This window comes from Stenotrophomonas sp. PS02297 (assembly GCF_029959705.1).
Classification (GTDB): Bacteria; Pseudomonadota; Gammaproteobacteria; order Xanthomonadales; family Xanthomonadaceae; genus Stenotrophomonas; species Stenotrophomonas nitritireducens.
Map to the genome: position 1 here is coordinate 1 of NZ_JASCOS010000223.1, position 2,296 is coordinate 2,296.

A 2,296-nucleotide genomic window follows, 5' to 3' on the forward strand; every position below is an offset into this window, starting at 1 on the left:
GACCGGCAGTACCCCGGCACCCGGTAGGAGCGGCTTCAGCCGCGAATAGGCTTTACCGGTAAGGCTCGATCGCGGCTGAAGCCGCTCCTGCGAAAACGAAAAGACAGAAACAACCACCCAGGCCTCACGCATGACCTCCACGTCCGCCTCCTCCCGCCCGCGCTGGTTCGTCGCCGGCGATCTCAACGGTTTCTTCGGCCTGGTGGTCGACAACCTGTCCATCCTCGGCTTCATCGCCATGGCGCTGGTGGGCATTTTCCAGTTCCCGGCCGAGGTGGTGTTCGGGCGCATGTTCCCGGGCACCGCGTTCGGCGTGCTGGTCGGCAACCTGCTGTACACGCTGATGGCGCGGCGGCTGGCCGCGCGCAGCGGCCGCGACGACGTCACCGCGATGCCGCTGGGGCTGGACGCGCCGACCAGCATCGGCATGGCGCTGCTGGTGCTGGGCCCGGCCTTCGCCGGCTTCCGGCAGCAGGGCATGGAGCCGCAGGCCGCAGCGATCGCGACCTGGCAGCTGGGCATGGCCGCGCTGGTGATCATGGGCGTGCTCAAGCTGGTGCTGTCGTTCTTCGGCGAAGCGGTGACCCGCGCGCTGCCGCGCGCGGCGCTGCTCGGTTCCATCGCCGGCATCGCGCTGGTGCTGATGGGGCTGCTGCCGCTGCTGGAGGCGCTGCGCTCGCCGGTGGCCGGCTTCGTCACCCTCGGCCTGCTGCTGTACGTGCTGATCGCCAAGGGCCGCCTGCCGGTACGGGCGCCGGGCGTGCTGGTGGCCTTCGTCGTAGGCACCGCGCTGTACTACGGGCTGGGCCTGGCCGGACTGGGCGCACCGGGCTTCGCGCTGCCGCAGTGGACGCCGCCGCAGGTGGTGCTGCCGCTGCCGACGCTGGGCTTCATCGACGGCCTGCCGGCGGCGATGGACTACCTGCCGCTGCTGCTGCCGTTCGGGCTGCTGATGGTGGTCGGCGGCATCAACGTATCCGAGAGCGCGCGCGCGGCCGGCGACGATTACCGTACCCGCGACATCCTGCTGGTCGAGGCGCTGGCCACGCTGGTGGCCGGGCTCTGCGGCGGCGTCGCCCAGACCACGCCCTACATCGGCCAACCGGCCTACAAGCACATGGGCGCGCGCAGCGGCTACACGCTGCTGGCCGGCCTGTTCGTCGGCATCGGCGGGATGCTCGGGGTGATCTCCGGGCTGGTGCAGTGGCTGCCGCTGGCGGTGCTGGCGCCGATCATCGTGTACGTGGCCATCGACATCACCACCCAGGCGTTCGAGGCCACGCCGAAGCGGCATGCGGCGGCGATGGTGCTCGGCTTCCTGCCGTCGGTGGCCTACCTGCTGTCGATCAAGGCGCCGGGCTGGATCGCGCCGGAGCGGCTGGCCGAACTGACCACCGCGCTGGACGGCCACGGCCTGCCGGAACTGGCGGTGATCTTCACCCTCGGCAACGGCTTCATCATCACCGCGATGCTGTGGATCGCCACGGTGGTGGCGATGATCGAGCAGCGGCTGGGCCGCGCGTCGACGCTGCTGCTGATCGCCGCGCTGCTGACCCTGTTCGGCCTGATCCATTCGGTCGATCCGCGCGGCGGCGTGTACCTGCCGTGGATGCTGCAGGGCCTGCAGCGCAGCATCAGCTGGCAGTTCGCCGGCGCCTACGTGGCGCTGGCGGCGGTGCTCGGCCTGCTGTCGCTGCAGCGACCAGCGCGGGCCGGCTGAACCGGCGCGGGGAACCCGCCGCGATCCCCGGGGTCACACCCGGGGTGATCGCAACGCAAAAAGGTGGTTCCCGATGCAGGACAGGAAAGCGGTATGGCCATGGGCCGTGGCAGGCGTGCTGGTGCTGGGTGGCGTGGCGTGGTGGTTGTTCCGCGACGATCTGCGGACGGTGGCGACGGCCACTTCACCGTTCGCGGCGCAGCCGTCTGCAGGTGGCAGCCGGATCGTTCCCCCCACGGGCGTGCCGCAGGACGCGCCGGCCATGACCATGGCGCCGGCCGGCTATCCGCTGCCGCGCGATGCGGCCATCGATGCCGCCCTGCCATCGCTCGACGACAGCGACGCCCGCGTGCGGGAAGACCTCGGCACGCTGTTCCCCGAACCGGTGCTGGCGCTGTTGCTGCCCGATCACCTGGTCCAGCGCCTGGTCACGCACATCGACAACCTCACCCAGGCCAGCGCGCCGGCCAGCGCGCTGGCGCTGCGGCCGGTGGCCGGTGGCCTGCAGGTCGACGGCGCTGCCGCGCCCCGCCTCGCCCTCGCCCCCCCCCAAGCCCCCCCCGGCCCCCCCGAAGT

The 2,296-nt window shown here is 71.6% G+C and carries 1 protein-coding gene and 1 pseudogene; both read left to right on the top strand.

Features of this window, described 5'->3' with window-relative positions:
- Window positions 1-130: 130 nt before the first annotated feature.
- Window positions 131-1,720 (top strand): hypothetical protein, encoded by a 1,590-nt coding sequence (locus tag QMX80_RS19025; RefSeq protein ID WP_282278740.1) that lies wholly within the window; start codon window positions 131-133, stop codon window positions 1,718-1,720.
- Window positions 1,721-1,793: 73 nt separating this feature from the next.
- Window positions 1,794-2,296, top strand: a pseudogene (locus QMX80_RS19030) (DUF3014 domain-containing protein); the annotation flags it as partial.